Consider the following 23,954-nt stretch of genomic DNA (forward strand, 5'->3'; position numbering starts at 1 on the left):
TCAGTGCGTGCCGTCCGAGTTGTTGGACGGCGCCCCGCCACCGACGGACGCCTGCGCGCCGTCAGCCTCGGCCTGCGCCTTGAGCTTGTCCTTCTCCGCGGGGGTGAGCACGGGCGGCTCGGTGGACGGCTGGCGCTTGCCGAAGCCGTTGTACGGAGCCAGCGGCGGGCGCTTGACCACCCGGGAGCAGATCCGCGCCATGTCGGCCGTGGAGAGGGTTTCCTTCTCCATCAGCTCAAGCACGATGTTGTCCAGGACGTCCCGGTATTCCACCAGGATCTCCCAGGCCTCGTCGTGCGCAAGCTCGACCAGTGCCCGCATCTCGCCGTCGATCTCGGCGGCCACCGAGTCGGAGTAGTCCCGCTCGTGGCCCATGTTGCGACCGAGGAACGGCTCGTCTCCGCTGGTGCCGTACTTGATCGCACCGAGCTTGGAACTCATGCCGTACTGGGTGATCATCGCGCGGGCCAGTTGGGTGGCCTTCTCGATGTCGTTGCCAGCACCGGTGGTGGGCTCGTGGAAGACCAGCTCCTCGGCGGCCCGGCCGCCCAGCGCGTACGCCAGGGTGTCGATCATTTCGGCGCGGGTCTGGGTGTACTTGTCTTCGGTCGGGAGCACCAGGGTGTGGCCCAGCGAGCGGCCACGCGACAGGATCGTCACCTTGTGCACCGGCGCGGCGTGCGGCAGCGCCCAGGCGACCAGCGCGTGCCCACCCTCGTGGTACGCGGTGATCTTCTTTTCGTTGTCGCTCATCACCCGGGTCCGTCGCTGCGGACCGGCGACCACCCGGTCGATCGACTCTTCCAGCGAGTCGTTGGTGATCGCCCGCTGCTCCTTACGAGCGGTGAGCAGGGCCGACTCGTTGATCACGTTGGCCAGGTCGGCGCCGCTGAAGCCCGGCGTGCGACGGGCCACCGCGTCGAGGTCGACGTCGGGCGTGAACGGCTTGCCCTTGGCGTGCACCCGCAGGATTGCCTTGCGGCCCTCCATGTCGGGGGCGTCCACCGGGATCTGCCGGTCGAACCGGCCCGGGCGCAGCAGCGCCGGGTCGAGGATGTCCGGCCGGTTGGTGGCCGCGATCAGGATGACTCCACCCTTGGTGTCGAAGCCGTCCATCTCGACGAGCAGCTGGTTGAGCGTCTGCTCCCGCTCGTCGTGGCCGCCACCCATGCCGGCACCACGGTGCCGGCCGACGGCGTCGATCTCGTCGACGAAGACGATCGCCGGGGCGTTCGTCTTGGCCTGCTCGAACAGGTCACGGACCCGGCTGGCGCCGACGCCGACGAACATCTCCACGAAGTCGGAGCCGGAGATGGAGTAGAAGGGCACCCCGGCCTCGCCGGCGACCGCGCGGGCCAGCAGCGTCTTGCCGGTGCCGGGCGGGCCGAACAGCAGCACGCCCTTCGGGATCTTGGCGCCCAGGGCCTGGTACTTCGCCGGGTTCTGCAGGAAGTCCTTGATCTCGTACAGCTCTTCGACGGCCTCCTCGGCACCCGCGACGTCCGCGAAGGTCGTCTTCGGAGTGTCCTTGGTGATCATCTTGGCCTTGGACTTGCCGAAGTTGAGCACCCGGGAGCCGCCGCCCTGCATCTGCGACATGAAGAACAGCAGCAGGAGCACGAGCAGCGCGATCGGCAGCAGGTTGACCAGCAGGCTCACCCAGATGCTGTCCGACGAGACCTTGGCGTCGGCCGGGCCGGTGACCCGGTTGTTCGCCTTGGCGTCCAGCACCTCGTTCCAGATCTGGTCGCCAGCCTGGTACGGGAACTGAGCCTCGATCTTGTTGGTCTCGGTCTTACCGAACTTGGTCTTCTGGGCCAGGTCGAGCTGGAGCGTCTGCTCCTTGTCCTGGAAGACAACTTTGTTGATCTTGGCGGTGTGCAGCTGATCGAGCGCAACGGAAGTGTCCACGCGGTGGTAGCTGGGACCAGCGGTGAACAGCTGACTGAGCACAACGGCGCCGAGGATGACCAGGATGATCCAGACCACCGGTCGGCGGAAGAAACGCGTACGTTCCATACTGTTGTCGAGCGCCGGGGCGCCCGCATCCTCCTGATCGACGTCCTGACCGTCTGATGGTGTCGCCGCGGTGAGCGGCAGCCGGAGCCGCCGTGCGGGCCGGCCTCGACCCCGAGGCGCGAAACTGCCGCGCCGCGGTCATTCGACGGTACACCGTGTACGCGAGGAGTGAGCTTGCGAGCCCCGCAGTCGTGCACCATCAAAAGCCGCGCGTACGCGAGAAGCGAGCTTGCGAGCCTCCGCACCAGGCGCACCTTCGGGATCGACGGCACGCACCGTGGGCAGGCCCACCAGCCCGGCACCGAACGTACGGCGGGTCCGGGTAGGAACCGGCGTGGCGGGGAGTCCTGCCCGGCCACCTGAACGCCCGGTCACGCGGTCGAGGGGGTCGGGCGCGGAGTTACCTCCGGGCCACCGTGGTCCACGGTAACCGCAAGAGCTGAGAGCGCGCTGAACGTCGGCTTGATGGATGCCGATGCGAGTTTGCCTCACGACGCCGCCGGGTCGCCCCGACAGCTCGCGTCCCGCGTCAGGTGCGGGCGTAGACCTCGGGCTTGAGCACACCGACGTACGGCAGCTCCCGGTAGCGCTCACCGAAGTCCAGGCCGTACCCGACCACGAACTCGGTGGGGATGTCGAAGCCGACGTACTTCACCGGGACCGGCACCTTGACCGCGTCCGGTTTGCGGAACAGCGCGACCACCTCGACGCTGGCCGCCGAACGCGACTCCAGGTAGCGCAGCAGCCAGGAGAGGGTGAGCCCGGAGTCGACGATGTCCTCGACGACCACCACGTGCCGGCCGGCGATGTCCCGGTCCAGGTCCTTGAGGATGCGGACCACCCCGGAGGAGGTGGTGCCCTGGCCGTAGGAGGAGATGGCCATGAAGTCCAGCTCGGCCGGCGGGCCGTTGCGACCCAACGCACGGGCGAAGTCCGCCATGAACATCACCGCACCCTTGAGTACGCACACCAGCAGCAGGCCGTCAGTCACGTGGGAGTAGTCGGCGGAGACCTGCTTGGCCAGCTCCGCCGTCTTCTCGCGGATCTGCGCCTCCGAGATGATCACGTGGTCGATGTCGGCGTCGTACCAGGAGCCGTCAGCCATGGCTCCTAGCCTGCCGTACGTCGGATGGCCTCCGTCGGCGGGGCCGCACCTTTTGGCGCGGTCCCGCCGGGGATTTTCTCGGCAAATTACGCTAATCACATCAGTTGGTGCGTGACCGCCAGCGGCGGCCGTCGTCGGTGGGCTTCCAGTCGGCCGAGTCGTGGCTGTCGGCGGTGAGGCCGGCGGCCGAGGCGGCGACGAGCAGGACGAGGAACAGGAGGAAGAGCAGGAACTCCATGGCGGCGCTCGCTTTCGCATGATTGCTGTCGGTTTCGCCGCCGGTGCGCACCGGACTGAGACCAGTCTGCGACCACTCACGCCGACCGGACAGTGGCAGCAATGCCATTGGTCATCGATTTACTGCCACCCGTCGGGTTACCCTCGTCACATGCTCCGGTCCATCGCCGTTCTCGCTCTCGACCAGGTCGCCCCCTTCGAGCTCGGCGTGCTCGCCGAGGTGTTCGGCACCGACCGCACCGCCGACGGTTTCCCCGGCTACCGCTTCCAGGTGTGCAGCGCCGACGGTGCTCCGGTGCGTACGTCGTCCGGCTTCCACCTCACCCCGCACGCCGACCTCGGCCCGGTCGACGAGGCCGACCTGGTGGCCATCCCCGCGCACAGCCAGGGCACCACAGTTCCCGGCCCGGTGCTGGACGCGCTGCGCCGGGCCGACGCGCGCGGGGCGCACCTGTTCAGCGTCTGCTCGGGCGCCTTCCTGCTCGGCGAGGCAGGCCTGCTCGACGGCCGGGAGTGCACGACCCACTGGCGGTACGTGGACGAGCTGCAACGCCGCCACCCGCTCGCCCGGGTGCGCTGCAACTCGCTCTACGTCCAGGACGGTCGCCTGCTCACCAGTGCAGGCACCGCAGCCGGCATCGACGCCTGCCTGCACCTGATCCGCCAGGAGCACGGCTCGGCCACCGCGACCCGACTGGCCCGGCGGATGGTGGTCCCGCCGCACCGCGACGGCGGCCAGTCCCAGTACGTCGAGGCGCCCATCCCGAAGGCACCCGAGGCGCCCACCCTGGAGCCGGTGCTGGAGTGGCTGATGGGTCACCTGGACCGGGCGATCACCGTGGAGGAGTTGGCCGCCCGCGCCGGGATGGCGCCTCGCACGTTCGCCCGCCGTTTCCGTGCCGAGACCGGCACCACCCCGCACGACTGGCTCACCAACCAGCGGGTGCTCCTCGCCCGACGGCTGCTCGAAGAGACCCCGTTGAGCGTGGAGGCGGTCGCCGACCAGGCCGGCTTCGGCGACGCGGCGGCGCTGCGGCACCACTTCAGCCGCCGGGTCGGTGCGACCCCGCACAGCTACCGGACCACCTTCCGGGACCGGGCGCACAGCGCCTGACCAGGACTCAGCCCGCGGTGACGGGTGACAGTCGGTCGGCGCGGCGGAGCACCCGGACACCGCCCGGCAGATCGGTCGGGCCCTGGCCGTGCCAGTCGGTGACCAGCGCGTCCAGCGCGGCGACGTGCCGGTGCGACAGCGCCCCCGGCAGGGCGCCCAGCTCACGAGCCCAGGAGTGCAGCACCCGGCCACGCACCGCGGGGACCAGGCCGAGCAGCTCCGGCACCGACAGGCCGCCGGCAGGGTGCCGGACCGCCGCCAGTGCCGTTTGCGCCAACTCGTCCAGCGCGGCGTTGTCGGCCGCCACCAGCCGGGCGGTACGCGCGAGGTTGTCCACCACGCCGGGACCGAGCGCGCGTACCAGCGCCGGCAGCAGGTCGGCCCGCACCCGGGACCGGGCGTACGACGGGTCGGCGTTGTGCGGGTCCTGCCATGGGCTCAGCCCCAGCACAGCGCACGCGGCCCGCGTCTGGTCCCGGCTGATCTCCAGCAGAGGGCGCAGCAGCGGCACACCGTCCAGCTCCCGCCGGGCGGGCATCCCGGCCAACCCGCGGGGGCCGGCGCCCCGGGCAAGGGCGAGCAGCACCGTCTCCGCCTGGTCGTCGCGGGTGTGCCCGGTCAGCACCGCTACCGCGTTCTGCTGTTGGGCCGCCTCGGCCAATGCCTCGTAGCGGGCCTCCCGGGCGGCCGCCTCCGGCCCACCTGGGCGCCCGGCCACCTCCACCGGCACCACTGTCGTCGACGAGAACCCGACCTCGCGGCCCCAGGCGGCCACCGCCTCGGCGCGCTCGGTGGAGCCGTCCTGCAAGCCGTGGTCGACGGTGACGAGCACCGCGCTGCGGCCCATCCGAGGCGCCACGAACACGGTGGCTGCCGCGAGGGCGAGTGAGTCGGCGCCGCCGGAGCAGGCGACCAGCACCGGCCCGTCGGACGACAGACCAATCAGAGCGCGGCGAACCGCCACCCGGATCGCGGCCACCGGCGGGGCGAGCGCGGCCACCGGCGGGTGATCAGCCAGCGGCCGGGATGGTGCCGGCCGGGCCGTGCACCCGGGCGACCCAGGCGTCCGGGTCACCCAACTCCGACAGCCGGGGCAGGGTGAGCGGCGAGTTGAAGATCGAGTTGAACCCCTCCATGCCGACCCGTTCCACCACACCGTGGACGAACTTGCGTCCCTCGGCGTACTGGCGCATCTTGACGTCCACCCCGAGCAGCCGGCGGATCGCCTTCTCCACCGGGTTGCCCGCCTCCCGGCGTCGGTTGAACGACGCCCGGATCCGCTCCACACTCGGGATCACCTGGGGGCCGACGCCGTCCATGACGAACTCGGCGTGCCCCTCCAGCAGGGTCATCAACGCGGTGAGACGGTCCAGTACGGCCCTCTGCGCGGGGGTCTGCACGATGTCCAGCACGCTCGTGCGGCTGTCCGGGTCGCGGACCACGTCGGACAGCGTGGAAACGCCCCGCCGCAGGCGCTCGACCATGTGCTCGCCGCCGCTGGACGAGGCGTCCACGAAGGCCTGCACCTCGCTCAGGAAGTACGCGCGCATCCACGGGACCGCCGTGAACTGGGTGCGGTGGGTCACCTCGTGCAGGCAGACCCAGAGCCGGAAGTCCCGGGGGTCGGCGCCGAGCTTGCGCTCCACCTCGACGATGTTCGGTGCGACCAGCAGCAGTTGGCCCGGGTCGGCCGAGAAGACCTCGTACTGGCCGAGCACCCGGCCGGAGAGGTACGCCAGCACGGTGCCGGCCTGGACCCCGGTCAACCGGGACCCGATCGCCTCGGTCAAGGCGCCCGGCTGCTTGTCACCGGAGAGCCGGCTCACCAGCGGAGTGATCACCTCGCGGAGACCGGCGATGTTGGTCGCGGCCCAGTCACGCCGGTCGACCACCCGCACCGGCGGGTGCGCCACCTGCGCCTTCAACCCCGTGTAGTCGGCCACGTGCCCGGCCGCCTCGTCGGTCAGCCGACGCAGGTCGCCGACCACGTCGGTGGCCTCGGTGTACGACACCCGGGGGCCCGACTTACTCAGCGCCCCCGCAGTGGCGGCGGCCAGATCCCAGTCCACGAACTGCGCCATGGACCCACCGTACCCGCGCCGCGACACCCCGGCCCGGCCTCGCGCCCTCGATCGACACCGATGGCGGTCGCCGGCAGGCGCGGAGACCCGCGCCCGGCGACGGTCAGCGGCAGCCGCAGCCGGCCAGGGCGGCGGCGATCCGGTCCAGCGCCGGTTGGGCGGTCTCCTTGCCGCCCGGCACCTGGTCGGTGAGCACCGCGAAGGTGAGCAGCCGACCGTCTGCGGTGGTGACCAGGCCCGCGATGGAGTGCACGGCGGTCAGCGTGCCGGTCTTGGCCCGGACGCTGCCCGCACCGGGAGCGGTGCCGGGTGCGGTGCGGTAGCGCTCGTCCAAGGTCCCGGACCAGCCGCCCACCGGCAGACCACCGAACACGCCGGCCAACTCCGGGTGGTCCGGGCTGGCCGCCAGCCGGACCAGGTCGGTCAGCAGCGACGGGCTGATCCGGTTGCGTCGGGACAGCCCGCTGCCGTCGGAGAGGGTGATCTCGTCCGCCGGCAGGCCCAGCTCGGCCACCTCCGCGTCCATCGCGGCGGCGCCCCCGTCGAACGAGGCCGGCTGGTTGCGGGCCAGCGCGACCTGACGGGCCAGCGCCTCGGCCACCAGGTTGTCGCTCTCACTGATCATGATGTCGACCATCCGGATCAGCGGTGGGGACTGCACCACGCCCAGCTCGGTGCCCGGTGCCGGGGTGCCACCGGCGGCCTGGGCCGGCGCCGCGCCACGCTTCACGGCGTCGGTGGGCACGCCGAGCAGTCGGGCGAACGACTTGCCGGCGGCCAGGTCCGGCTCGGCGAACCGCGCGGCGGCCCCGTGTTCGGCGCCCGGGTCCCTGCGCCCGCCGTCGGTCATCAACGCGGTCACCGCGCCCCCGGACCCGCCGGTGGGGATGTCGGCGTCCCAGCCTGGGCCGTAGACCGGGCCGGAATAGACCGAGCCGTCCACTGTCACGCTGGTCGGGGTGGTGCCGCCGAGCGCGGTGCGCACCTGGGCGGCCAGGTCGTCGAGGCGCGCAGCTCCCGGGTAGTAGCCCTTCTTGTCGATCGCCAGGGTCGGATCGCCGCCCCCGATGATCACCACTTCGCCGGCCTTCGCGCCGGCCACCGCGCGAGTGGGTATCCGGTAACCGGGTTCCCGGGCCGCCAGGACGGTCACCGCGGTCGCCAGCTTGGTCACCGAGGCGGGCACGGTGCCGTCGTCCGCCCCCTTGGCGAACAGCGTCTGGCCGGAGATCACGTCGGCCACCGAGACGTTCACCCGGCTGCCCAGGACGGCGGCACCGACCAGCGGGTCGAGCGCGGCACGTACCCCGTCGGGGGTGGGCACCGGGGCGTTCGGGTCCGGGCCGGCCAGCACGTCCGACGGGTTGGGCTCCGGGGTCGCCCCGGCGGCGTTCGACGCAGACTCGGGCTCGTCGCCCAGCCACCCGGCGACCGGGCCGGGCCGGGCGACGACGACTCCGACGCCGGCGAGCACCAGCAGCAGCACGACCGCCAACACCACAGGTAGCCGTCGGCGGCCCGACGCGACGGGCGCGGGCGCCGGCCCGGCGTCACCGGGCGCGGGCAGTGCGGAGATCGGCGGACCCAGCGGTGGAACCCGACCGAGGTCACTCGGACCGGGGCCCTGCGGGCCGGTCGGTGCCGGACTGACCGGAACCGAAGCGCTCCCACGCGACGGACCGCCCGAGGCGGGGCTGACCGGAACCGAGGCGCTCCCACGCGACGGGCCGCCCGAGGCGGGGCTCACCGGGACCGAGGCGCTGCCGCGCGACGGACCGCTCACCGGCCGGTCGCCACCGACCACCGGAAAGCGACCCGGATTCGGGCTGGGCGAGGGCGACCCGGTCGGCGAGCGCCAGGGCAGCGGCGCGGGCCGCTCGGGCATCCGCTCCGGGCCCGGATTCGCCGGCTCGGGGGCCCGTGGGAGGTGGGCGTCGGGCACCGGGACCCGCCCCGTCGCACCGCCGGATCCGGATCGTCCGGTACCGTGCGCGGAGCCCCCGTCCGGGCGGTAGTGTGAATCTTCCCTCCCCACGACCCCCTCCTCCCCCAGCGAAAATCGGCTTGGGTGACACTACTTCGGTCCGAAGACTATGCGGCGGCCGGAGTCGGCGGGTGGGCATTCACCTGTCCGGAGGGGCGCCAGTGGTTCCGTTAGCCAGCGTGGGCAGACGAGGGAGCGTGCAGATGGATTTCGACGTGACGGTTGAGATCCCCAAAGGTCACCGGAACAAGTACGAGGTGGACCACAAGACCGGCCGGATCCGGCTGGATCGCACCCTCTTCACCTCGACTCAGTACCCGGCCGACTACGGGTTCATCGAGGGCACTCTGGGCGAGGACGGCGACCCGCTGGACGCGCTGGTGCTCGTCCCCGAGCCGACCTTCCCGGGCTGCCTGATCCGCTGCCGCACCATCGGCATGTTCCGGATGACCGACGAGAAGGGCGGGGACGACAAGGTCCTCTGCGTGCCCTACGAGGATCCTCGCCAGGAGCACCTGCGCGACATCCACCACCTCGGCGAGTTCGACCGGCTGGAGATCCAGCACTTCTTCGAGGTGTACAAGGACCTGGAGCCCGGCAAGTCGGTGGAGGGCGCGACCTGGGTCGGCCGCACCGAGGCCGAGGCCGAGGTCCACGCCTCCTACAAGCGGGCCCGGGACGCTGAGGCGCGCGGCGAATCCATGCACTGACCGACCGCTGACGCACCGGGCCCGGGGGCCGCTCAACCGAGCAGCCCCCGGGCCCGGTCGTACAGGTCGAGCACCGCGCAGGCGATCGGCACCACGGCAACCACCAGGGCCGTGTCGGTGAGGTCCGCGACCCTTCCGACGTACGGCGAGACCGGCCGACGGGCGTACGAGGTGCCGGCCGCGGCGGCCACCAGGGCCAGCGCCGCACCGGCCAGGACCAGCGCCAGCCGCCCCGTGTCGTCGGCCCGGCCGACAAGTGCCGTGCCCAGCACCGCGTAGCCGGCCAGCCCGGCGAGCACCGTCGGGACCCGGTGTCGCAGTGCCACGAACAGCCGCGACCGCAGCAGCAGCACGGCCGAGGTGACCGCCACGAGCACCCGGCCGGCCGTTCCGCCGACCGCCCCGAGGACGACCGCCGCGGCCACCGCCAGCAGGGCGTGCCCGATCAACATCCCGGTGAGCATCTCCTCGGTGCGGGTCACCGCGGCGTGTACCCGACTCCGGTCCGGCAGGTCCCGGGCCCGCTCCGGCTCTTCGGCGAGGGCCGAGGTCGGCAGGGTGATGGGCGGCAGGGGCAACTTGCCCAGCCGGATGGCCAGCAGCGGGATCACGCCGACGGCGAAGACCAGTGCGCTGAGCAGCACCGCCGCCGTGCCGGCCGGGGTCAGCAGCAGCCCGCCGAGCGCTGCGCAGGCGCCGGTCAGCCCAACCGTGACACCGGCCACGAAGACCCTCAGCCGGCTGGCCACCCCGAGCAGGCCGATCAACGCCACCAGCAGCAGCGCCACCGAGCCGGCCAGCAGCTCGGGAGCGCCCACCCAGCGGGCCGGCCCGAACGGCACGACCGGGTCGCCGGAGCCGACCGCGAGGGCGCCGGCCGTGAACGCGTACGGCAGCGCGTAGCCGCCGAGCGTCGCCCCGGCGGTGCCGTCGCCGTTGGCGCGGGAGGCCACCACGCCGGCGACGGTGAGCAGCAGCGCCACGGCAGCGGCCGCCAGCCAGCCAGGCCGGTACGTCGGCCCACCGGCGAGCAGGGCGAGCAGCCCGACGGCGAGCGGCACGGCGGCACCGGCCAGACCGGCGGCCCGGGTGGCGGTGGGCGACCATGCGCCGCCCCGGCGACGGGCACCGTCGGCGATCGCCTCGACCACGTCGTCGTACTCCAGCTCGGGCCAGTGCGCGCGGGCCGGCACCAGGTGCAGCACCTCGCCGTCGCGGACGCCCTGGGGAAGCAGCGCCTGGGCGGTCGCGAGCAACGCGCCGTCGGTGCGGCGCAGGACCCAGCCGCCGTGCTGTTCGCCGTCGTCGGCCAGCCCGACACCGGCGTGCCGGAGCACGTCGGGCAGCAACTCGGCCAGGGGTACCTGCTCCGGCAGGGCGACGTCCACCCGTCGTTGCGGCGCGCTGATGGTGACGCGTGCCAGCCCGGTAGTCATCGACTGGTCTCCATATCGAGGGGGATCGGAGGCTGCGCGGACGACAGGACTTTACCTACCATGAGTCCGGCTCGGGTTACCCAGCGCTGTCAGGAGGCCGAGTGTCCACCGTCGTCATCAAGCGTCCGCCACGTCGACCAGCGCCGGAGATCCCCAGCGGCGAGCTGCCGGTCGAGGCCCCACCGGAGATTCCCGTGGTGGCCGGCGGGCGGTGGCAGCAGATGCTCATGCTGCTGCCCATGCTCGGCGGCACGGTGGCGATGGCCATGATGTTCGGCCGGGGCGGGGGCGCCTACTCGTACGTGGTGGGTGGGATGTTCGGGCTCTCCTCGCTGGCGATGTTGGTGACGTCCTGGGGCAGCGCCTCCGGCACCCCGAAGAAGTCCGAGATGATGGCCGCCCGCAGGGAGTACCTGCGGCACCTGGCCACGCTGCGCCGGCGGGTGCGGCGGACCGCCGGGCAGCAGCGGGCCGGGCTCTTCTACCGGCACCCGGACCCGGGCGGGCTCTGGTCGACGGTGGACAGCCACCGGGTCTGGGAGCGGCGCCCCGCCGACCCGGACTTCGCGGTGGTGCGGGTCGCCGTCGGGCCACAGACACTGGCCACCCCGCTCGTCCCGCCGGTCACCCGGCCACTGGAGGAGCTGGAGCCGATGACCGCCGGCGCGCTGCGTCGCTTCCTGGACGCGTACTCCGTGGTGCCGGACCTGCCGGTGGCGCTGTCGCTGCGCAGCTTCGCCCGGGTGCACGTCCGGCCCGCCGGCCGCACCGGGGGTGGCGGGCCGGCCGCCAGCGGGCCGGCCACCGGTGACCCGGGGGCGCAGGCGCTGGTCCGGGCCGTGCTGACCCAACTCGCGGTCTTCCACGCCCCCGACGAGCTGCTCGTCGCGGTGTGCGCGGGACCGGAACGCCGCACCTGCTGGGAGTGGGTGAAATGGCTTCCGCACGCCCACCACCCCAGCCGCACCGACGCGCTCGGCCCGGTACGACTGGTGACCAGCTCCGCCGCCGACCTGGAAGCGTTGCTGGCCGACGTGCTGGCCAGCCGCTCCCGGTTCAGCCCGGCCGGCCCGGCCACCGACGGCCCGCACGTGGTGGTGGTCCTCGACGGCGGCGAACTGACCGGGGCCAGTGACCTGACCGGTGACGGCGGCATCGACGCGGTCACCGTGCTGGACCTGGACACTCCGCCGCCCCGGCTGCTCGACCGGTACGCGCTGCTGCTGGAGCTGCACGGCCGGAGACTGCACTCGCGGTCGTCCGACGGGCATGCCGAGGTGGGCATCGCCGACCAGCTCGACCTCGCCGACGCCGAGGCGGTCGCCCGACGGTTGGCACCGCTCCGGCTCGCCGGTACGGCACGCGGGCCGGACGCCCCGCTCCAGGCCGACCTTGGCCTTCCCGAGCTGCTCGGTCTCGGCGACCCGGAGAGCTTCACGGCCGAGCAGGGCTGGCTGCCACGCTCGGCGCGGGAGCGGCTGCGGGTGCCGATCGGGGTGGGCACCGACGGCGGTGCCATCGAACTGGACCTCAAGGAGTCCGCCCAGGACGGGATGGGCCCGCACGGCCTGCTCATCGGGGCGACCGGTTCCGGCAAGTCCGAGCTGCTCCGCACGCTGGTGCTGGGGTTGGCCGCCACCCACAGCTCCGAGCAGCTCAACTTCGTGCTGGTCGACTTCAAGGGTGGTGCCACCTTCGCCTCGTTCGACCGGCTGCCGCACACCGCGGCCGTGATCACCAACCTGGCCGACGCGTTGCCCCTGGTCGACCGGATGGTCGACGCCATCAACGGGGAGCTGGTCCGCCGCCAGGAGCTGCTGCGGCGCGCCGGCAACTTCGCCAGCGTGCGCGACTACGAGCGGGCCCGGGCGGCCGGCAGCCCACTGGCCCCGCTGCCGTCGCTGCTGCTGATCTGCGACGAGTTCTCCGAGCTGCTCTCCGCCAAGCCCGACTTCATCGACCTGTTCGTGCAGATCGGCCGGCTGGGCCGGTCCCTCGGTGTGCACCTGCTGCTCGCCAGTCAGCGACTTGAGGAGGGACGGCTTCGCGGGCTGGACACCCATCTGTCGTACCGGATCGGGCTGCGTACCTTCTCCGCGCTGGAGTCCCGCACGGTGCTCGGGGTGCCGGACGCGCACGAGCTGCCCCGCTCGCCCGGCCACGGCTACCTGCGCGCCGGCACCGACCCGCTGGCCCGGTTCAAGGCCGCGTACGTCTCCGGCGCCGTCCGCCGTCGGAGCGCGACGGCCGGCGTCGCCGTCGAGGGCGGCGCGCGACTGCTCACCTTCACCACCCACGTCGTGCCGGTGCCCGAGCCGACCGCCCCGGTCGTGCCCGTCGTCGCCGAGGAGGAGGGCAGGGGCACACTGCTCGACCTGCTGGTGGACCGGCTCGTCGGGCAGGGCCCACCGGCGCACCAGGTCTGGCTCCCGCCGCTCGGTCAGCCGCCGACCCTGGACGAGCTGCTCGGCCCGGTCGAGGTGGACCCGCAACGCGGCCTGACCGTGGGCAACCCGGAGCTGCACGGCGCACTCGGCGTGCCGCTGGCCGTCGTGGACAAGCCGTTGGAGCAACGCCGGGACCTGCTCTGGCTGGCCCTGGACGGCGCCGCCGGGCACGTCGCGCTGGTCGGCGCGCCGCAGAGCGGCAAGTCCAGCGCGCTGCGCACGCTGATCTGCGCGCTGGCGCTCACCCACACACCGGCCGAGGTGCAGGTCTACTGCCTGGACTTCGGTGGCGGCGGGTTGGCCGCGCTGCGCGACCTTCCGCACGTGGGCGGGGTCACCGGCCGGGCCGACCCGACCGCCGTCCGGCGCACCGTCGGCGAGATGACCACCCTGCTGGCCGATCGGGAGCGCCGCTTCGCGGAGCTGGGCGTGGAGTCGATGGCCACGTACCGGCAGCGCCGCGCCGCGGCGGGAACGACCAACCAGCCGGGCACCGACCCGTTCGGTGACGTGTTCCTGGTGATCGACGGTTGGAGCACCGTCCGAGGCGAGTACGACGACCTGGAACCCCTGGTCACCGACCTGGCCACCCGGGGCCTGTCGTACGGGCTGCACGTGGTCGCCACCGCTCTGCGCTGGCTGGACTTCCGCCCGGCGATCCGGGACCTGTTCGGCTCCCGCCTGGAGTTGCGCCTCGGCGACCCGTCCGACTCGCTCGTGGCCAGGCGTGCGGCGGCGAACGTGCCGGAGCGCCCGGGTCGAGGGGTGACCGCGGAGGGGCTGCACTTCCTCACCGCGCTACCTCAGCTCGCCGCCACCAACGGGGACACCGCCGACCTGGTCAAACGGGCTGCCGACGGGTGGGCGGGTCCTCCGGCGCCTCGGGTCCGGCTGCTCCCGCCCGTGCTGCCGTACGCCGATCTGGACCTCGCCGCGACGACCGGGCTGCGCTTGCCGATCGGGATCGCGGAGGCGGACCTGCGCCCGGTGCTGCTCGACTTCGCCACCGAGCCACATTTCGTGATCTTCGGGGACTCGGAGTGCGGCAAGTCCTCGTTCCTCCGCGCGCTGGCCACGTCGATCACCACCCGGTTCACTCCCGAGCAGGCCCGGGTGATCCTGGTCGACTACCGGCGCAGCCTGCTGGGCGCCATCGAGACGCCACACCTGATCGGGTACGGCACCGCTGCGGCGCACACCGCCGAGCTGGTCGAGTCGGCCGCCGGCTATCTGGAACGGCGGGCCCCCGGGCCGGAGGTCACCCCGCAACAACTGCGGGACCGCTCCTGGTGGTCTGGCCCGGAGCTGTTCGTGCTGGTGGACGACTACGACCTGGTGGCGTCCGGTCCTGCGAACCCGCTGCGGGCGCTGGAGGAGCACCTGCCGCACGCCCGTGACGTCGGGCTGCACCTGGTGCTGGCCCGTCGCTCCGGTGGCGCGGGCCGTGCCCAGTACGAGCCGATCGTGCAGCGACTGCGGGAGCTGTCCACAGCTGGTCTGGTGATGGCGGGCAGCCCCGAGGAGGGCGCGCTCGTCGGATCGGTGCGACCCGGCCCGCTGCCGCCGGGCCGTGGCCGACTGGTCACCCGGCGAGAGGGCGTACGCCTCGTTCAGCTCGCGCAACTTCCGCCACCGTGACCTGACTCGCCGGTTCTTCCCGTGACAGGTGGGGAAACCGGTAATCTCCGATCGTCATGGTTCCGTCGGGATGAATGGCTGAGGATGTGACTGGGGTTCGGCACAGCGGTCCGTCAGTGGCCCGCCGGACGGCAGGCCGGGCGCTGCTCGGTGTGGCCGCGGCGCTCGCTGTCGTGGCCCCGACCGCGGCGGCCGCCCCCGTCACCGCGCCCACCAACGGCGGACAGCTCGCCGGCGCGCCGATGGCGTTCGCCCCCGGTGACACCGTCACCCGCACCGACCAGGTCCGCGACGAGCAGTGGCAGCTCGACGAGTTGCGGGCCGACACGGCCTGGCGCAGCTCGACCGGCCGGGGCGTGATCGTCGCGGTGGTCGACTCCGGAGTGGACGGCAATCATCCCGACCTGGTCGGCCAGGTGCTGCCCGGTAAGGATCTGGTCGGCCCCGAGGGTGGGGCTGGTCCGGATCCGGTGGGGCACGGCACGACGGTCGCCGGCCTGATCGCCGGGCGCAGCGACGACAAACGAGGCGTGGTGGGCCTGGCACCGGACGCCCGGATCCTGCCGGTCCGGGTGCTCGACGAGCAGAACCGCTACGACGACGCCTTGATCGTCGCCCAGGGGGTCCGCTGGGCCGTCGACAACGGCGCCCGCGTGATCAACCTGTCCCTGGGCGGCAGCGGCGACAGCCCGGCCCTGGCCGCGGCCCTGGACTACGCGTTCGTGCGGGACGTGGTCGTGATCGCCTGCACCGGCAACCTGGCGACCTCCACGAGCACCAAGGTCTGGTACCCGGCCCGCGAGCCGGGCGTGATCGCGGTCGCCGGCCTCGAACGCAGCAGCGACAACCTGTGGTCCGGGTCGATCACCGGCCAGGCGACGGTGCTCACCGCTCCCGCCAGCGGGCTCGTCGGCGCCAAGTCTCCCGACGGGTACTGGCGGGTGCAGGGCACCAGCTTCGCCGCGCCACTGGTGACGGCCACCGCCGCGCTGGTCCGGTCCCGCTACCCGCAGATGCCCGCCGGCGAGGTCGTCAACCGGTTGCTGGCCACCGCCCGGGACCTCGGCCCGACCGGGCGGGACGACCGCTTCGGGTACGGGGTGGTCGACCCGGTGGCCGCGCTGACCGCCCAGGTGCCGCCGGTGACCGCCAACCCACTGGACGACCAGACGTCGCCGGGCGTGACGGGTTTCGGCCCCGCCCCCGGCTCGGCCGACGACGAGCCGGTGGCCGGCGCCGGCAGCGACCCGCTCGGTCTCGCCGCACCCCGCCAGCAGACCAGGTGGACGGCCCGGGCGGCGGGCGGCCAGGACACCTCGGCACCGGAACAGCTGTGGACCGGAGTCGTGCTCTTCGTCGCCCTGGTCGGGGGCGCTGCCCTGGTGGTGCGCCGGCTCCGGCAACGGGCCCGCTGATCGCTGCCCACCGTCAGGCCTGACCGACCGCCAGGTCGGGTAGAACCGACGCATGAGTACGCATCGGCCGCCCACCCTCGCCCCCGCCGGCCAGCCGTCCTGGCGGCGGCGCCGGCTTGATCCGGACCATTCGCTGGGTCTGCGGCTGACCCTGGCCGCGACGGCGGCGTTCCTGGTGTTGGTGCCCTTCGCGCTGCTCACACTGCTGGTGCTCGGCGCCTGGGCGCCGCTGCACCGGTTGGACGCGGCGGTCACCCACGCGTTGCACGGCTACGCGCTCGACCACCCTGCCTGGGTCACGCTGATGCGGATCTGGACCGAGGTGTTCGCCCCGATGCCGATGCGCGCCGTCGCACTGCTCCTGGTGATCTGGCTGCTGCGCCGGGGTGCCCGTCGGTTGGCCCTCTGGGCGACCACCACAATGGTGGTCGGTGGGCTGATCGGTCCGCTCCTCAAACTGCTCGTCGGCCGGGACCGGCCGGAGCTGCTGGACCCGGTGGCGCGGGCCGCCGGTTACTCGTTCCCCTCCGGGCACGCGTCGAACGCCACCCTGGCCGCCGGGGTGCTGCTGCTGGTGTTCCTGCCGTTCGCCGGGCGGGGGGCGGCGCGGGCCGCGCTCTGGGCCGCCGCGCTGCTGATCACCGTGCTGACCGGGCTGAGCAGGGTGGCGCTCGGCGTGCACTTCGCCAGCGACGTGCTGGGCGGTTGGCTGCTCGCTGTGGCGGTGCTGGCGGCGACCACCGCCGCGTTCACCAGTTGGCGGGCGCACACCGGCCTCCGGCCGGTCCGACCGACCCGTGACGGCGTCGCTCCCGAGGTGGAGCGTCACCCGGGATCGGCCTGAGGCGTGCCGACGGGGTCGGCCGGGTAATGGGCGGCGCATGTCCGAGACCGCGCTCCAGATCGTCCGCCGGGTGCTGCTGCCGGTGTCCCTCCTGCTCGGCGTCATGGTCCTGCTCGGGGTGCTGGTCACCCGCGTGTTCGCCCGAACATGGCCGTTCACAGTGGAAGACGCGGTGAACCGTGAGTTGGCCGCCGACCGCACCGGCGGATGGAACGACGTCTCTCTGGTGTTCAGCACGCTGGCCAGCACCCAGATGATCGTCGTGGTCACGGTGTTGGTGGCGCTGGCGCTGCGGCTCTGGTTGAAGCGCTGGCGGGAGCCGCTGTTCCTGTGCGCGGCGGTGATCGCCCAGGCGCTGGTGTTCCTGCTGACCACGCTGGCGATCGACCGGCAGCGGCCGGCGGTGGAGCACATGGACGTCTCACCGCCCACGTCGAGCTTTCCGTCCGGGCACACCTCTGCGGCGGTGGCGCTCTACGTCGGCATTGCCGTGCTGATGGCGTTGCGGGCGCGCAGCACCGGGGCGAAGGTCGCCTGGTGGAGCCTGCTGCTGACGGTGCCGCTGGGGGTGGCGCTGACCCGGATGTACCGGGGGATGCACCACCCGAGCGATGTGGTGGCGTCCTTCCTCAACGGCGGCACCTGCGTCGTGATCATGGCTCGGGCCGTCCTCGACCGGGGGCTGCGGTGGGGGCGGGCGAAGCTGCCGACCGTGGGGCGGCCGGCGCTGTCGACCCGGGGCTGACCCCGCGCGGCTCTCAGGTGCACTCGCCGGTGGCGACCTGCCGGTTGCGTTCGGCGCCGGCCAACGCCACCGGGCGGGCCTCCGCGGCGGTCACCGCGAAGCCGGTGTTCGGGTCGTCGGCCGCCGCCGCGAAGATCACGCCGAGCACCAGGCCGTTGGCGGAGAGCAGCGGGCCGCCGGAGTTGCCGCTGCGGACCAGCGCTCGGATGGTGTAGATCTCCCGGGTGACGTCGCCGGACGAGTAGATGTCCGGGCCTTTGATCCGGTCGACGTCGCGGACCCGCGCCGACTGCGCGTTGTAGGGGCCGTCGAGCGGGAAGCCCAGCACGATGGCGTCGGAGCCGCTGCCCGCGTTGCCCGCGGCGAACCGTAGGGACGGGCCGGGCAGCCCGGGCACAAGCAGCACGGCCAGGTCCCGGTCCGGGTCGTAGACCACCACCTTGCCCTCGTACCGCTCGCCGCCCAGCTCCACAGCGACCGAGCGGGTGCCGGCGACGACGTGCGCGTTGGTCATCACCCGGTCGTCGGCGTACACGAAGCCGGAACCCTCGATGCGGCGCGAGCAGCTGGGCGCCGAGCCGAGCACCTTGACGACCGACTTCTGGCCGTTGACGACGACCTGCGAGCCGGCCAGGGCCGGGTCCGGTGGGTCGACCTGCCGGGCCCGGGTGGGGGTGAGGTCACCGAAGACGTCCGGGAACCCGTCGGTGTCGACGGTGTCCTCCAGCGCGGTCGACAACTGGTGGGCCTGCTCCGGCACGACCCGGTTGACCACCGAGATCAACGCGCTGTTGCGCACCGCGGCCGCGAGCCAGGGCACCGAGGACGAGCCGAGCGGCACCGCGACCAGCCAGGCGAGCAGCAGCACCGCGAGCAGTGAGACGAACGCCCCACCCACGTCGTCGACCCGTTTGCCCACGTCGCTGGTGATGGTCTTACGCAGGTGCGACCCGAGCCAACCGGCCAGCGCCTGCCCGACCACGGCCAACCCGAAGATCGCCACGAGCGAGATCAGCACGCGGGTGCCGGCATCCACGAACTGTCGGGCGAACAGCGGCCCGAGCTGGAGGCCCAGCAGCAGACCCAGGAAGAAGCCGGACAGCGACGTGATGCCGATGACGAAACCCTGGCGGTATCCGCTGATCGCGAACACGAGCATGAGCAGCAGGAGGACGAGATCCACGACGGACACGAGTCAAGCGTACGGGCAGTGCGCCTCCCGGATGACCATCGCTTGCCGAAGGTGACCGTGCGATCAGCGCAGGGCTGTCTCGTCCGCGTTGTCGGTGCCCGCCGAGGGCGCCGGCGTCGCCCCGCTCGGCGGAAGCTCGACCACCCGGCCGTGCGGCCACGGACGCGCCCAGCCCCCCATCTCCAGGAGGGTGGCCAGCACCCCGGCGGTGAAGCCCCAGACGAGCATCCCGCGCGCCGAGAACGCCGGCCCGATCCAGCCGCTCGGGTGGCGGACCCGCATTCGGTTGGCCGGGTCGACCAGCTCGCTGACCGGCAACCGGGCGACGTGCGCCACCTCGGCCGGCTCCCGGGGGTGCACCGGGTGCGGGTCGTGCCACCAGGCCAGCACCGGGGTGACCACGAAGTCGCTGACCGGGATCCACAGTTTCGGCAGCTCGGCCAGCACGGTCACGCTGGTCGGGTCGAGACCGACCTCCTCGTTCGCCTCGCGCAGGGCGGTGGCGCGGACGTCGGCGTCCTCCGGGTCGGCAGCGCCGCCGGGGAAGGCCGGCTGGCCGGCGTGGTTGCGCAGGGTGGCGGCGCGTTGCAGCACCAGCACGTCGGGGCCGGCACCGGGTTGCTCACCGAGCAGCACCAGCACGGCGCTCTCCCGGCCGCCCTCGGCCGGGGTGGTCAGCCGGGTGAAGTCCTCGGCGCGGGCGGTGCCGAGCCGGGTCAGCAGGGGCTCGATCCACTCGGGTGGTCGACGGGTCACGCCGGCACCGCCAGGCCGAGGTGCTGGCGGACCAGCTTGGCGAGCTGGGCATCGTCGAGCGCGCCGGTGGCGTCGATGTGCCGGATCTGGCCCTGCGCGTCGACGAAGAGGGTGAGCGGGAAGGCGTTGCGCTTCAACTCCCGTTGCAGCGCGTCGCCCTGGTCGACCAGGATCGGGAAGCGTACGCCGAAGTCCTCGCCGATGGACTGGGCGCCGCCCCGGCTGTCGCGGGTGTTCACCCCGACCACCTGGAGTTGGCCGGCGGTCCGTTCGCTCAGCCGTTGGAAGGCGGGCAGTTCCTTGCGGCACGGCCCGCACCAGGACGCCCAGACGTTGATCACGGCCGGCCCGGCCACGTCCCGCAGGGCGACGGGGGCGCCGCCGGTGAAGCAGGACAGCGTCAGCTCCGGCAGCGCCTTTCCACCGGCGGCGGCCGTCGTGCCGGTCGTGGTGGGGGCCGTCGTCGCGGTCGACGTCGGCGCGGTGCCGAGCTTGGAACAGTCCCGGAACGGCGACGGCCGCTCAGCGGCGGCCGGCGGCCGGGGGGCCGGGTCGTCGTCGGCCTTTCCTGCGGTGCAGCCGGCGACGACCAGCAGCAGCGGCAGGGCGAGCAGGGCGAGCCGCCGGTTCACGGCACCTCCGCGGCGATCGCCTGTGCGGGCACCAGCTCCGGGTCGACCCCGGCCGCCACCGCCAGGTCACGCGCCCGAGGGCCCTTGAGAAGCTTCGCGGCGGCTGCCGGATCGGTGGGCCCGGTGCCGTACGAGGGGCAGAGCTTCGCGAGTGTGCACGCCCCGCAGGCGGGCTTGCGGGCGTGGCAGACCCGTCGCCCGTGGAAGATGATCCGGTGCGACAACATCGTCCAGTCGCGCTTCGGGTAGAGGGCGCCGACCGCATGCTCGATCTTGACCGGGTCGGTCTCGGTGGTCAGCCGCCACCGGTGGACCAGCCGCTGGAAGTGTGTGTCGACGGTGATGCCCGGGACGTCGAACGCGTTGCCGAGGATCACGTTGGCGGTCTTGCGGCCGATGCCGGGCAGGGTCACCAGGTCGACGAGCCGGCCCGGGACCTGGCCGTCGTACCGGTCGAGGAGCGCCTGGCCGAGCTTGAGCAGCGAGTCGGTCTTGTTGCGGTAGAACCCGGTGGGCCGGATCAGCTCCTCCATCTCGGCCCGGTCGGCCCCGGCGTACGCGGCGGCGCTCGGGTAGCGGGCGAAGAGCTTGGGGGTGACCTCGTTGACCTTCTTGTCCGTGCACTGCGCGGAGAGGATGGTGGCGACGGCCAACTCCAGTGCGTTGGAGTGGTCCAGCTCACAATGCGCGTCGGGGTGCGTTTCGGTCAGCACTCGACCGATCTTGCGGGCACGGCGGGTGCGCCCGAGGTCGGTCTCGCTGGCGCCGGGAGGACTGTCGGTCACGACGGTCAGCCTACGTCGCGCCCCGGACGTTCCTGGCGGGTCAACCGCCGGCCGGCGGCGAGATCTTGCCCTGCCCGTCGAGCCGGGCGCCGCCCTTGGGGAAGTCGGTGCGGCTCAGCTCGGTGACCAGGCCCAGACCCCGGTCGTTCGGGTCCATCGTCGGCTTGCCGGCGTCGTTCATGTACGTCGAGGTGAACGAGCCGCCGGCCCAGGTGCCGTCCGGCTTGAGCGACACCTTCAGCACTCCGCCCCAACCGAGGCGGCCGTCGTTGTTCAGCGAGTTGCCGCCACCGGCGAAGTTGCCCAGGCTGTACGCGATCAGCCGCCCCTGGTAGAACTCCATGCCGCGCAGCACGTGCGGCCCGTGCCCGACGATCAGGTCGGCGCCAGCGTCGATCATGGCGTGGGAGAACTTGACCGGGTCGCCCCGGTTCTCGCCCAGGAACATCTCGGTGCCCGGCTTCACCCGGGTCTTCTCCGCGCCCTCGCCACCCATGTGCACCTGCACCACGACCAGGTCGGCCATGGTGGCGGCCTTGGCGACCACCGTCTTCGCCTTGGCGATGTCGACCAGGCTGTTGGACCAGACGTACGACGAGAAGCCGGCCACGGCGACCTTGACGCCCTTGACGTCGACCACGGTGATCTGGTCCGGGGCACCGGTGTGCTTGAGGTCGTACTTCTCCAGCGCCTTCTGGGTGTTCTCGTAGCCCTTCGGCCCGTAGTCGTAGCCGTGGTTGTTGGCCTGGTTGAGCACGTCGAAACCCGCGTCACGCAGGTGTGCGGCGTATTCCGGTGGGGCCCGGAACTGGAAGCAACGGGTGGAGTTGGCCCCGCACTTGCCGGTGCCGGTGTCCACCGTCAACGGCTCCTCCAGGTTGCCCATCACCAGGTCGGCCTTGAGCGCCTCGGTGACCGAGGTGAAGAAGCCCTTGCCGCCGGCTGAGGGCAGCCGGCTCGGCGCGTTGCCCATGATGATGTCGCCGGTGGCGGAGAGCGAGATCGCGCCACCCGCGCCGGAGGTCGCGCCCCCGCTGGCATCCGGGCCGGCCGTGGCCACCGGAGCGCCCGTGCCACCACCACCGGCGCCGGGCTGCCACACGGGGGCCTCGCCGCCCGCATCGGAGCAGCCGGCGACGAGCAGGGCAGCCAGCAGCGCGGCGAGGCCGAGGGCGACGCGGCGACGCGGGCGGGACGCAAGGGGGGCGGGAGCATACATCGTCCGCGACCCTACCGGTCGGCAAACGCGCCGACGACAGCCGATCGGTCGAATCTTCAGCTGGTCAGCTGGTCCGACCAGGGCACGACCGCCCGTGAACCCCCGGCGAGCACCGCCGCGTGCACCGCGCGAGCCAGCGGGGCGCCCCAACTGGAGCGCGGTCCCCCGTACGCGGCCTCGGGCCCGTCGACCGGGCAGAGGACGGTGACCGCGTCGGTCGGGGTGCCGGTCCCCGGCAGTCCCAGCTCGCTGATCGCCTGGGTCTTCGCCTCGGTCGCGGTGGCCACCGCGTTGACCAGTGCCGAGTCGGCGAGACGCGCCGGCACGTACACCACGATGTTGACCGTGCCGACCCGCTGCACGAGCCCGGCCGGAGCTGGCGCGGCCGCGAGCACCGGCGTGCCGAGCCCGACCGTCGCCCAGGCCCGCACGCCGGTGTCGGTGCGCGCCACCACCTCGCCCACGTCCACCCCGGTCAGCAGACCCACCCCGGGCCCGTCGAGGGCCAGGTCGGCGGCGAGGGCCGTCAGGTGCGCGGCGGGGTCATCCCGGTCGTACGACATCGGTACGGTCGCGTTCAGCACCCAGTGCCGGACGCCGATGCCACCGCCCAGTGGGCCGCTGCTGACAGCTCGTAGGGGCACTTCCGCGCGCCAGACGAGCAGCGGAATGTGAAGCCCATCCTCGGCGCGGCTGGTCAGGGTCGGCTCGCTCAGCACGTCGGGCAGGTTACGCCCACCGATCAAGATTCCAGGGGCGACCTCCGATTCGTGCTCACGTGCGCCTAGACTTGGCGGCGCGCGAGGGGATCAGCGGACGGCGGACCCGGCCGACGGACGGCACGCGTAAGCGGAGGTGCGCGATGGACGAGGTACTGGCCCGCAGCGGGATCTTCCAGGGTGTTGACCCGGAAGCTGCCGAGGCGCTTGCCAAGGAGATGGAGACGATCGAGGTCCGCAAGGGCGAGATCGTCTTCAATGAGGGCGAGCCCGGTGACAGCCTCTATATCCTGCTGTCCGGGAAGATCAAGGTTGGTCGCCGCGCAGCGGACGGCCGGCAGAACCTGATCGCGGTGATGGGGCCGTCGGACATGGTTGGTGAGCTGTCGCTCTTCGACCCTGGCCCGCGTACGGCGACCGCCACCGCGGTGACCGACACCCGGTTGGTGCGACTGCGCAAGCAGGCGCTGCGACCGTGGCTGAACAACCGCCCGGAGATCGCCGAGCAGTTGCTGCGGGTGCTCGCCCGGCGGCTGCGTCGGACCAACGACTCGCTCGCCGACCTGATCTTCACGGACGTGCCGGGCCGGGTCGCCAAGAACCTGCTCCAGATGGCTGGGCGGTTCGGCACCCGCGACGGCGGTGTCCTGCGGGTGACCCACGACCTCACCCAGGAGGAGATCGCCCAGCTCGTCGGCGCCTCGCGGGAGACGGTCAACAAGGCGCTCGCCGACTTCGCCTCGCGCGGCTGGCTGCGTCTGGACGGCAAGAGCATCATCATCCTGGACCCGGAGCGCCTGGCCCGTCGCGCCCGCGTCTGAGCGGTACGTCCCGTCCCCGCCTTCCGTCACCGACGGACGGCGGGGACGTTTCGTC

20 protein-coding genes are annotated in these 23,954 nt (G+C 72.7%); 7 read left to right on the forward strand and 13 right to left on the reverse strand.

The genetic code is table 11. The features are described 5' to 3' along the window. From ftsH to GA0070619_RS32895, 3 genes are all read right to left on the reverse strand, one after another. Positions 1 to 2,019 (reverse strand): ATP-dependent zinc metalloprotease FtsH, encoded by a 2,019-nt coding sequence (ftsH, locus tag GA0070619_RS26505; RefSeq protein ID WP_088950543.1) that lies wholly within the window; start codon positions 2,017 to 2,019, stop codon positions 1 to 3. A 529-nt stretch (positions 2,020 to 2,548) separates the two neighbouring features. After that, positions 2,549 to 3,124, reverse strand: a complete 576-nt coding sequence (gene hpt, locus GA0070619_RS26510) for a hypoxanthine phosphoribosyltransferase (protein ID WP_088950544.1) — start codon at positions 3,122 to 3,124, stop codon at positions 2,549 to 2,551. 100 nt (positions 3,125 to 3,224) lie between these two features. Beyond that, positions 3,225 to 3,362, reverse strand: coding sequence for a hypothetical protein (locus tag GA0070619_RS32895; protein WP_172862125.1), 138 nt, complete (start codon positions 3,360 to 3,362; stop codon positions 3,225 to 3,227). 150 nt (positions 3,363 to 3,512) lie between these two features. Here GA0070619_RS32895 and GA0070619_RS26520 point away from each other — a divergent pair, with 150 nt between their 5' ends. Further along, positions 3,513 to 4,475 carry a GlxA family transcriptional regulator gene (locus GA0070619_RS26520; RefSeq protein ID WP_088950546.1) on the forward strand — a complete coding sequence of 321 codons (963 nt, stop codon included), beginning with the start codon at positions 3,513 to 3,515 and terminating at the stop codon, positions 4,473 to 4,475. A gap of 7 nt (positions 4,476 to 4,482) precedes the next feature. Here the strand turns inward: GA0070619_RS26520 and tilS are convergent, their stop codons facing one another. The 3 genes from tilS to dacB form a co-directional block, all read right to left on the reverse strand. Further along, a complete protein-coding gene (gene tilS / locus GA0070619_RS26525) occupies positions 4,483 to 5,475 on the reverse strand; it encodes a tRNA lysidine(34) synthetase TilS (RefSeq protein ID WP_088950547.1) in 993 nt (330 codons plus the stop codon). A gap of 10 nt (positions 5,476 to 5,485) precedes the next feature. After that, on the reverse strand, positions 5,486 to 6,556 hold the full coding sequence (locus GA0070619_RS26530) for a zinc-dependent metalloprotease (RefSeq protein ID WP_088950548.1): 1,071 nt from the start codon (positions 6,554 to 6,556) through the stop codon (positions 5,486 to 5,488). A 103-nt stretch (positions 6,557 to 6,659) separates the two neighbouring features. Then, a complete protein-coding gene (gene dacB / locus GA0070619_RS26535) occupies positions 6,660 to 8,441 on the reverse strand; it encodes a D-alanyl-D-alanine carboxypeptidase/D-alanyl-D-alanine endopeptidase (RefSeq protein ID WP_414855616.1) in 1,782 nt (593 codons plus the stop codon). Between the two features lie 302 nt (positions 8,442 to 8,743). Between dacB and GA0070619_RS26540 the strand changes: the two genes are divergently transcribed. Next, a complete protein-coding gene (locus tag GA0070619_RS26540; RefSeq protein WP_088950549.1) occupies positions 8,744 to 9,250 on the forward strand; it encodes an inorganic diphosphatase in 507 nt (168 codons plus the stop codon). A 32-nt stretch (positions 9,251 to 9,282) separates the two neighbouring features. Here GA0070619_RS26540 and eccD read toward each other — a convergent pair whose 3' ends face one another. Then, positions 9,283 to 10,686 carry a type VII secretion integral membrane protein EccD gene (gene eccD / locus GA0070619_RS26545; RefSeq protein ID WP_088950550.1) on the reverse strand — a complete coding sequence of 468 codons (1,404 nt, stop codon included), beginning with the start codon at positions 10,684 to 10,686 and terminating at the stop codon, positions 9,283 to 9,285. Between the two features lie 101 nt (positions 10,687 to 10,787). Between eccD and eccCa the strand changes: the two genes are divergently transcribed. From eccCa to GA0070619_RS26565, 4 genes are all read left to right on the forward strand, one after another. Further along, positions 10,788 to 14,771, forward strand: coding sequence for a type VII secretion protein EccCa (gene eccCa / locus GA0070619_RS26550; RefSeq protein ID WP_088950551.1), 3,984 nt, complete (start codon positions 10,788 to 10,790; stop codon positions 14,769 to 14,771). A 74-nt stretch (positions 14,772 to 14,845) separates the two neighbouring features. Next, positions 14,846 to 16,186 carry a type VII secretion-associated serine protease mycosin gene (gene mycP, locus GA0070619_RS26555; RefSeq protein ID WP_088950552.1) on the forward strand — a complete coding sequence of 447 codons (1,341 nt, stop codon included), beginning with the start codon at positions 14,846 to 14,848 and terminating at the stop codon, positions 16,184 to 16,186. A gap of 52 nt (positions 16,187 to 16,238) precedes the next feature. Beyond that, a complete protein-coding gene (locus GA0070619_RS26560; RefSeq protein ID WP_088950553.1) occupies positions 16,239 to 17,030 on the forward strand; it encodes a phosphatase PAP2 family protein in 792 nt (263 codons plus the stop codon). A gap of 37 nt (positions 17,031 to 17,067) precedes the next feature. After that, positions 17,068 to 17,775: a phosphatase PAP2 family protein gene (locus GA0070619_RS26565; RefSeq protein ID WP_088950554.1), complete on the forward strand. Its 708-nt coding sequence runs from the start codon at positions 17,068 to 17,070 to the stop codon at positions 17,773 to 17,775. Between the two features lie 13 nt (positions 17,776 to 17,788). Here the strand turns inward: GA0070619_RS26565 and GA0070619_RS26570 are convergent, their stop codons facing one another. The 6 genes from GA0070619_RS26570 to GA0070619_RS26595 all read right to left on the reverse strand — a co-directional run bounded on the left by GA0070619_RS26570 (position 17,789) and on the right by GA0070619_RS26595 (position 23,078). Continuing rightward, positions 17,789 to 18,967, reverse strand: a complete 1,179-nt coding sequence (locus GA0070619_RS26570; protein ID WP_088950555.1) for a MarP family serine protease — start codon at positions 18,965 to 18,967, stop codon at positions 17,789 to 17,791. Between the two features lie 63 nt (positions 18,968 to 19,030). Beyond that, the gene (locus GA0070619_RS26575) at positions 19,031 to 19,723 is read right to left on the reverse strand and encodes an NUDIX hydrolase (RefSeq protein WP_088950556.1); all 693 of its coding nucleotides are present in this window, start codon (positions 19,721 to 19,723) and stop codon (positions 19,031 to 19,033) included. Beyond that, a complete protein-coding gene (locus tag GA0070619_RS26580; RefSeq protein ID WP_088950557.1) occupies positions 19,720 to 20,355 on the reverse strand; it encodes a TlpA family protein disulfide reductase in 636 nt (211 codons plus the stop codon). Before GA0070619_RS26580 ends, GA0070619_RS26575 begins: the two co-directional genes overlap by 4 nt. Then, on the reverse strand, positions 20,352 to 21,140 hold the full coding sequence (gene nth / locus GA0070619_RS26585) for an endonuclease III (protein WP_088950558.1): 789 nt from the start codon (positions 21,138 to 21,140) through the stop codon (positions 20,352 to 20,354). The genes GA0070619_RS26580 and nth overlap by 4 nt, the downstream gene beginning before the upstream one ends. Positions 21,141 to 21,180: 40 nt before the next feature. Further along, positions 21,181 to 22,359: a CapA family protein gene (locus GA0070619_RS26590; protein ID WP_088950559.1), complete on the reverse strand. Its 1,179-nt coding sequence runs from the start codon at positions 22,357 to 22,359 to the stop codon at positions 21,181 to 21,183. Between the two features lie 56 nt (positions 22,360 to 22,415). Next, positions 22,416 to 23,078: an adenosylcobinamide amidohydrolase gene (locus GA0070619_RS26595; RefSeq protein ID WP_088952072.1), complete on the reverse strand. Its 663-nt coding sequence runs from the start codon at positions 23,076 to 23,078 to the stop codon at positions 22,416 to 22,418. Positions 23,079 to 23,221: 143 nt separating this feature from the next. Between GA0070619_RS26595 and GA0070619_RS26600 the strand changes: the two genes are divergently transcribed. Next, positions 23,222 to 23,899 (forward strand): Crp/Fnr family transcriptional regulator, encoded by a 678-nt coding sequence (locus tag GA0070619_RS26600; protein ID WP_007466162.1) that lies wholly within the window; start codon positions 23,222 to 23,224, stop codon positions 23,897 to 23,899. The last annotated feature ends 55 nt before the right edge of the window (positions 23,900 to 23,954 follow it).

Origin of the sequence: Micromonospora zamorensis (assembly GCF_900090275.1) — a bacterium.
GTDB lineage: Bacteria > Actinomycetota > Actinomycetes > Mycobacteriales > Micromonosporaceae > Micromonospora > Micromonospora zamorensis.

Coding starts and splice junctions, on each gene's coding strand:
- mycP (WP_088950552.1), top strand. CDS start 14,846: ATGGCTGAGGATGTGACTGGGGTTCGGCACAGCGGTCCGTCAGTGGCC.
- GA0070619_RS32895 (WP_172862125.1), bottom strand. CDS start 3,362: ATGGAGTTCCTGCTCTTCCTCCTGTTCCTCGTCCTGCTCGTCGCCGCC.
- ftsH (WP_088950543.1), bottom strand. CDS start 2,019: ATGGAACGTACGCGTTTCTTCCGCCGACCGGTGGTCTGGATCATCCTG.
- GA0070619_RS26560 (WP_088950553.1), top strand. CDS start 16,239: ATGAGTACGCATCGGCCGCCCACCCTCGCCCCCGCCGGCCAGCCGTCC.
- GA0070619_RS26540 (WP_088950549.1), top strand. CDS start 8,744: ATGGATTTCGACGTGACGGTTGAGATCCCCAAAGGTCACCGGAACAAG.
- GA0070619_RS26600 (WP_007466162.1), top strand. CDS start 23,222: ATGGACGAGGTACTGGCCCGCAGCGGGATCTTCCAGGGTGTTGACCCG.
- GA0070619_RS26520 (WP_088950546.1), top strand. CDS start 3,513: ATGCTCCGGTCCATCGCCGTTCTCGCTCTCGACCAGGTCGCCCCCTTC.
- GA0070619_RS26530 (WP_088950548.1), bottom strand. CDS start 6,556: ATGGCGCAGTTCGTGGACTGGGATCTGGCCGCCGCCACTGCGGGGGCG.
- GA0070619_RS26590 (WP_088950559.1), bottom strand. CDS start 22,359: ATGTATGCTCCCGCCCCCCTTGCGTCCCGCCCGCGTCGCCGCGTCGCC.
- hpt (WP_088950544.1), bottom strand. CDS start 3,124: ATGGCTGACGGCTCCTGGTACGACGCCGACATCGACCACGTGATCATC.
- dacB (WP_414855616.1), bottom strand. CDS start 8,441: ATGCCCGAGCGGCCCGCGCCGCTGCCCTGGCGCTCGCCGACCGGGTCG.
- GA0070619_RS26565 (WP_088950554.1), top strand. CDS start 17,068: ATGTCCGAGACCGCGCTCCAGATCGTCCGCCGGGTGCTGCTGCCGGTG.
- eccD (WP_088950550.1), bottom strand. CDS start 10,686: ATGACTACCGGGCTGGCACGCGTCACCATCAGCGCGCCGCAACGACGG.